At 53.5% G+C, this 6,781-nt stretch carries 7 protein-coding genes; 6 read left to right on the top strand and 1 reads right to left on the bottom strand.

What is annotated here, in order from left to right; translation table 11 throughout:
* Positions 1 to 72: 72 nt before the first annotated feature.
* Positions 73 to 930, bottom strand: a complete 858-nt coding sequence (locus KVP70_RS32760; protein ID WP_217946616.1) for a LysR family transcriptional regulator — start codon at positions 928 to 930, stop codon at positions 73 to 75.
* Between the two features lie 115 nt (positions 931 to 1,045).
* Here KVP70_RS32760 and KVP70_RS32755 point away from each other — a divergent pair, with 115 nt between their 5' ends.
* From KVP70_RS32755 to KVP70_RS32730, 6 genes are all read left to right on the top strand, one after another.
* On the top strand, positions 1,046 to 1,789 hold the full coding sequence (locus tag KVP70_RS32755) for an SDR family oxidoreductase (protein WP_217946615.1): 744 nt from the start codon (positions 1,046 to 1,048) through the stop codon (positions 1,787 to 1,789).
* 232 nt (positions 1,790 to 2,021) lie between these two features.
* The gene (locus KVP70_RS32750; protein WP_217946614.1) at positions 2,022 to 2,384 is read left to right on the top strand and encodes a putative quinol monooxygenase; all 363 of its coding nucleotides are present in this window, start codon (positions 2,022 to 2,024) and stop codon (positions 2,382 to 2,384) included.
* 74 nt (positions 2,385 to 2,458) lie between these two features.
* The gene (locus KVP70_RS32745) at positions 2,459 to 2,833 is read left to right on the top strand and encodes a hypothetical protein (RefSeq protein ID WP_217946613.1); all 375 of its coding nucleotides are present in this window, start codon (positions 2,459 to 2,461) and stop codon (positions 2,831 to 2,833) included.
* A 532-nt stretch (positions 2,834 to 3,365) separates the two neighbouring features.
* The gene (locus tag KVP70_RS32740) at positions 3,366 to 4,025 is read left to right on the top strand and encodes a hypothetical protein (protein ID WP_217946611.1); all 660 of its coding nucleotides are present in this window, start codon (positions 3,366 to 3,368) and stop codon (positions 4,023 to 4,025) included.
* The gene (locus KVP70_RS32735; protein WP_217946610.1) at positions 4,025 to 6,019 is read left to right on the top strand and encodes a helix-turn-helix domain-containing protein; all 1,995 of its coding nucleotides are present in this window, start codon (positions 4,025 to 4,027) and stop codon (positions 6,017 to 6,019) included. The genes KVP70_RS32740 and KVP70_RS32735 overlap by 1 nt, the downstream gene beginning before the upstream one ends.
* Positions 6,020 to 6,023: 4 nt before the next feature.
* On the top strand, positions 6,024 to 6,719 hold the full coding sequence (locus tag KVP70_RS32730; protein ID WP_217946609.1) for an ATP-binding protein: 696 nt from the start codon (positions 6,024 to 6,026) through the stop codon (positions 6,717 to 6,719).
* Positions 6,720 to 6,781: the final 62 nt, after the last annotated feature.

Here is a 6,781-nt window from a genome sequence, read left to right as displayed (position 1 = left end):
TCATCCGCACCACTTCCAGCTTCAGGCTGGGCTCGAATGTCTTACGTTTTCTTGTTGTCATGCTTTAACTCCTCAGATGGTGGATTTTCCACCTATTGAGGTGTCCGGGCAAATTAGACCACAGCAGTCCGCATACCAGTCGGCCAGCACTCGCATTAGTTCGCCGCTTTCCAAGAAGGGCAGGACGTGCGGTAGAGGTAACATGGCAATGCCCATACCGCAGGCCGCTGCGCGCGCGATCGCTTCCGGATCGTCCAAGACGGCGACCGGACGTACGGTGGCAACCATTTCTTGGCCGCCACTATTTTTTAAAGTCCAAGCCGTCAATCGGCCCGAACTGAGTGAGCGGCGCAGCAATCCCCGATGCCGCACCAACTCGGCTGGATTGTCCGGCGCCGGGAAGCGTTGCAGATAATCAGGCGAGGCAACTAGCACGACGCGCACGCGAGACAGCTCGCGCGCAACCAATCCCTCTGTCAGTTCGATGCCGCCGCCTATACCGACGTCGAATCCTTCCGCTACCAAGTCCACTTGGCGGTTATCAAAATGTAAGTCAAGCACGACGTCGGGGTATCGCAGAACGAATTCATCCAGTAACGGCACTAGATAATTGCGGCCCACTGTGTGTGCCATAGAGACCTTTAATGTGCCAGCGGGCTTGCCTGCCCCTTGGCGCAAATCGGTCAGAGCGTCGCCAATTTCGCTCCAGGGTAGGCGCACCTGTCCATACAGACGCTCTCCGTCGGTGGTCAGCGCCAAGCTGCGAGTGCTCCGCTGGAATAGCCGCACACCCAACTGGCTTTCCAGCCGGGCCACGCTTTTGCTGACAGCCGCCGGCGTCAGCCCAAGCCTTCGCGCGGCGGCTGAGAAGCTGCCCTCGTCGGACGCAGCGATGAATGCATCCAGATAGCTGCTAAGTTCAGTATACATGGCGCCAATTTTATACCATTGGTTGAAACTGTAAGTGCCAATTGCCTGCTACCGGGAAGTAATTTGAAAGCACATACTGTGCTCATCAACTAATACATTTCGAAAGGAAATAATCATGAGCACCAATCTCAACGGTAAAGTCGCTTTCATTAACGGCGGTTCGCGCGGCATCGGCGCCGCCACAGCCCGCCGCTTGGCCCGTGAAGGCGCCAAGGTTGCCATCGGCTATGCAGCTTCGGCCATTGCCGCCGAAGCGCTGGTTGCGGAAATCGAGGCTGCCGGCGGCACTGCCATCGCAATCCGAGCTGACGCCAGCGATGCCACCGCACTCACCAATGCCATCAACAACGCCGCAGCTCGTTTCGGCCGCCTGGATATCTTGGTCAACAGCGCTGGTGTGCTGTTGATGGGCCCGGTCGATCAGTTCTCGCTCGAAGACTTCGACAAGACTGTGGCCGTCAATGTGCGCGCCGTTTTCGTCGCGGCGAAAGCAGCTGCCGCACACATGAAAGATGGTGGCCGGATCATCAACATCAGCAGCACCAATGCTCAGCGCATGCCTTTCCCAGGGGGCGCGGCTTACGCCATGAGCAAAGCAGCACTGACCGGCTTGGTGAAAGGCCTGGCACGCGACCTGGGTGCTAGAAATATCACGGTCAACAACGTTGCGCCTGGTCCAATCGACACCGATATGAACCCCGCCAATGGCGATTTCGCTCCTGCCCTGCACGGACTAATGGCGCTGCAGCGTCACGGCCACGCTGATGAAGTTGCAGGCATGGTCTCCTACCTGGCCGGTCCCGACGCGGCCTTTGTCACCGGCGCGGACCTGCTGATCGACGGTGGCTTCGCAGCCTGATCCTTTTCACGTGGCGGCTTCTGGTCGCCACTACCTAACCTAGCTAAGGGCGGACTGACCTGATAATAGTTATCGTCCACAATCAATGCTCGGAACCGCTTTGCCAGTCCATTCCGCAAGTTGTCCGCCGCTTACAAAGGAATCGAAAAATGAAAAAACCGTCTATCTTAAACATGGCTACGGCCGTTATCGCTGTGACAAGCGGCTGGGCCTATGCCCAAGGAGAGCAACAATGAGTCGTTTAACCTTCATTGTCCATTTGCCCGCCAGAGCGAACCGCTATGCCGAGCTTGAGGCTGGTGTGCGGCAAGTGCTGCGAGACATGTCCCGCGAACCCGACTTTTTGGACTGCACGTTACATCGTGCCCAAAATGATTGCAACACGCTGGTGGTCTACGAGAGCTGGAAGTGCACCCGAGAATACTTCCTGGAGCAATATCTGCCGCGCCAGTATCGCGCCGATTTCGAACGCGAATTGCCTGGTTGTCTCGCTGCACCGCGCCGCATCGAATTCCTGGACGAAGTGGATCCGCCTTTGAGGTTGCGTGCAGGGGAAAACCATGAAACGTTGCCGACTGAAGGCCGCCGAAATTGACTTAGGGGATCGATACCAGTCAGATCATCATAGATCGGTGCACCGAGCTGGGAATCTCACTCGAGATGGCTCGGATGATCGGGAAAGAGTCCGGGTACGGCGACACCTCGGCGGTGTGCTGGGCTATCGGACTCGATCCCGTGACCCTGCAACCTTTGCGGCCGCGAAACTGGATTCACATGGCGGCCCGGACCAGAAGTGTCAGCTATCGGACAAAAATGCCTGAAGAGGCGCTCGTCACGATTTTCGCCTCGGGCGAGCTCCCGTCAGCCTTTATCGCGCACGTAAACCATTTGCTGGACGAGGCGCCGGCGCAAATATTGGTCATGGCCGCAGAGCAGGCGGCGCTGCAGGCCAGCCGGCCCATGGCGGCCATTTGGACGAATATTTCCAATCTGGCGAAGGCGACTGGCAGCCTACGTTCGGGCGCCTGGGAGACGCCGCGTTGAGACAGCCATTGGCAGATTTACTTCAAAACCTTCGGGGATTGTCACTTTTACTTCCGTTAATCGGGCACTTTTACTTCATCGTACGGCTCGTGAGCGTCTAAAGGCAAATGTTTAGACAATTGACAGTGCCGGAGGCACTGGAATCTTCGCTGTGAAACCGTCAATTTCGTGGAACGACTGTCATATGTTTTGCCTCGACCGGAAATCGAGCTTCGGCATGAGCACATCTCACAATTTAGGGCGCTTGCGGTGAGGCTGCTTATTCCATCCAAGTCTTTAGACACAGTTGGGTGATGTCTTTCGTAAGCAACACTTCCAGCTGATAGTGCTGTCTAAACTGAAAAACTTCTTTTACGCTTGTTCGTGCCTGCTAGATTGATTTGATAGCGGTCGGGTGAACGTTTGCGAGAACACGTCACTTGAGGTGTTTTTGTCCAGCCGCGATGGGCGCAATGTCGGACATCGTTACGAGATCGAGAATTCCTCGGTACAAATTAGCGCCCTAATGCTTTAGTGACCTTAAGGGGGCGGCATGCAACGAGTCCGGGCATTTGAATCCGCTGAGGGAGCTACACCATCACCACTTTCCGTACGTAAGCTTGTTGGGAAGAAGGTTGATCTTTGGTACATGCGATCGCCGAAAAACGGCTGCAGATTTGTGTTGTCGGGTGAACCCCTATATCTGCTGGCTATAACACTTGAAGCAAACCTCCAAATTCGATCTTACTCACCCTGCGGCACCACTGACAATGCCTTTAATGCTGAGAAGGTTGAACCCCAACTCAGTTCCCAATCCGTTGACGGAGTAATCACGAATTACTATACGGTGCGACTGCGCGGGTCCAAGGCTCGTCGGTCCAAATTCGAAAACGTTGCTGAAAAAGATGGCACCAGAATTGTTACTGACGAATGGCTCTACGAGCAGCGCATCCTCATTGATAACTGGATATTTTTATGTGCAGCGATGAACCGAGTCAGGAAATTGCATTTGTTTGGCGAAGTAGATGTGCTCACTGCCGCAGTATCGAAAACGCGTAACTGCTCCCTAGGTGAACTTTTAGCACTGCCACAGATTGACAAAGGAAAGATGCTCGGTTTAGTCGCATCAATGCTGCAAAAAGGTACAGCTTCTTTTGATACTGCTCGCGAGCCGCTAACACGAAACAGCGTGATCAGTTTTGGAGAGCAGTAATGGGCCGAAGCCGATTTTCCAAACGAAGCTCAATCCTACCAGTCGCCGAATGGCCCGCAGTGGATGTTGAGTGCTTCGTTGGTGAAGACAAGATACTGGTTGCAAATCGTATTCAGGCTATTCGGATGTATCTCGCTGGGCAACCACATACGCAAATTGCGGCAGATAGCGGAATAATCCGAAGTGAAGTTCATCGTTTGCTTAAGCGCTGCTGCCAGGTTGCTGCCGATGGACGAATCTGGGGATTCCGCGCTCTGGCCCCGAACATGCACATCAAAAATTATGAACGAACCGCGCCAGTTGTTTGTGTAACTGGGGAGGCGAACAATGGGAGCACTGGTGCACTGGGTCAGCTGTTTGAGCGCTACCCGATGCTACAAAAATTAGTTCATGAACTCTATCTACCACGGGAGCCAAAGAACAAATTCCAGGACGTCAGAATGCGGATTTGCGACCTCCACAATAAGTTCATACGGTGGCTGGAGGAACACGGACTACAACCCAATGAATGGCCACTTAGCACCAAGACCGAAGGTCTTGAAGCACTCCGATCCTACTGTAATTCATTGAGCTCTCGATATCCAGAACAATGGGTGAGAGCTCGCGCGGGCGATCAGGCTGCAGCGCGCCTTACTGTCGGCCGAGGCATAGAACCCATTGTCCCGACAATGCGTGCGTTCAACGCGGTGCAACTGGACTTTCATAAAGTAGACTCCGCTTCAATGATCTCGATCACCAATCCCTTCGGTGTAGAAATCAAGGTTCCTTTGCCAAGGTGGTATATCGGAGCGATTGTTGAAGAGCGATATGATCTGATTATCGGTGCAGTTCTGGCACTAGAGATAAACCCCAGTGCGGACAGTGTTCTGGAAACTATTGAGTCCGCAATCATTCCTCTGGTTGCTGGAAGCAAGAGCTGCGCGCTCGCAATTGGCTTGGGAAACAAAGTGTTTCCCAACCAAATGTTTGAGCAGCTAGCTGGGCAGGGGTTTTCGATTTTGAGAATGGATAACGGTTGGTCAAACGTAGCCTTTGATGTGATAGACAACGTAGTTGATACTATTGGCTGCGCCGTTCATCTTGGGCCTGTAAAAGCATGGTGGGGCAGGGATACAATCGAAAGGGTGTTCGGTCAGACCACCCGTTCAGGGTTGCAACGTAGTCCCTGCACCTACGGCTCTGGCCCGTCGGACTCGCGCAAAAACAATCCTGAGCAAAATGCCGTCGCATTTGAGTTGAAATTATCCGACATCACTTCGGCGCTCGAACATCAGATTTTGCTACAAAATTCCTCCCCAACCGGCGCTCTCATGATGTGCTCGCCGATGGACGCACTGGCGGCTGCTATCGATAACTACGGAAGCACCTTTATACCTTCGCCGCTGCCTGCTACTACCCAGGAGTTACCGTTACTGATGTATCACACCGACATTGTCACGGTACGTGGAAATCGCAAGAAGGGTGAGCGCCCCTACGCGAAAGTAGGACCTTGGCGGTACACGAATGAGATCATCAGTTCTGATTTTGCTCTGATAGGACAGCATCTTAAAATCTACAGTTCGCTCCGTGATGCTCGTATAGCGTATGCCGTTTGTGTGGAAACCGGTGAAGTTTTAGGGAAGCTGTTGCCACCGAATCGGTGGCAAGAAGTTGAAATAAGCTGGAGCGTTCGTAGTATCTTAAATCGCGAAGGCACCCACCATCGGCGCAAAGCTCGTCGAGAAATGCATTCAGACGACTGGGCAGGCACACTTGCTACCGCTACAGCGATAGAAGGCACCAACGGGATGAATAAGGCGAACGTTAGAAAGACAGCTCTGGCAGTCGCAAAAGCCGCCGCAAAGCAAGCGCCACAAAGCCACCTGAATGAGCATGAATCTAACGGCACGCCATCAGTCCGGCGTGATCGCGAGGCCGCGCAGCCAGGCAGTTCGATGCAGTCGCTTTTTCTGGATGTCCCATTCAACATTAAGAGCTTGCATCAGCCGGAGTAACGCCATGAAAAAGAAAGCTAGCGTATCTGAGAAGCCAGATGTCGAGCCTGATAGGTCAGATGACGCATGTGAGCCCCCGAGCGTCGACGGGCGCTCAGCGAACGAACTTCTCTCGTTAACGAAGCACCCGCTTTTTGGTAAAACCTTGGTATTGCCGACGGAACCCATTAAAGAAATGGTCGGTGCGATGCGGCGTGCGGTTATTTTGCGGGAGTTAGGATGCTGCTTTACGGCGACCAGCGGGTATGGAAAGAGCCGCGGCCTCATCATGGCAGAGCACGAGTTGAGAAAGATTTTTCCCAACGTGCCGATCTTCCGTCATATCGTTGATAACCAGCAAGTGCCGTCGATCCGAGCATTTTTTAAAAATTTCTTGTTGACCGTGGGGATCACGGACATAGCAGGTGAAACATTCGATTTACGAGTACGCCTTGGGGCCGCGTTAGAAGAGGCAGGTTTGGGCGGATCTGAAAAGATGGTGGTGCTGCTTATCGACGAGGCCCAGGGAATGGCGCTCCAAGACTTCTGCTTTCTAAAAGATATAGGCAATCAACTGGAGAGGGTAGACGTGCATTTCGTCGTGTTCATGATGGGTCAAGAGCCGGAATTCACTCGGGTGGCGCAAAGGTTAAGGGCACGCCGTTATACACAAGTCCTGAGCGTCGAGCGACTGGCTGAAAAAGCCGTTTACATTCAATGAGTTGCGGCAGCCCTTGTAAACTTTGCCGTTTTCGCGTTTACTCTCGTCTTTTGGATAAATCA

This window comes from Duganella violaceipulchra (assembly GCF_019166075.1).
GTDB lineage: Bacteria > Pseudomonadota > Gammaproteobacteria > Burkholderiales > Burkholderiaceae_D > Rugamonas > Rugamonas violaceipulchra.
The sequence above is the reverse complement of the archived record's forward strand: the minus strand, read 5'-3'. Positions and strand labels throughout refer to the sequence as shown.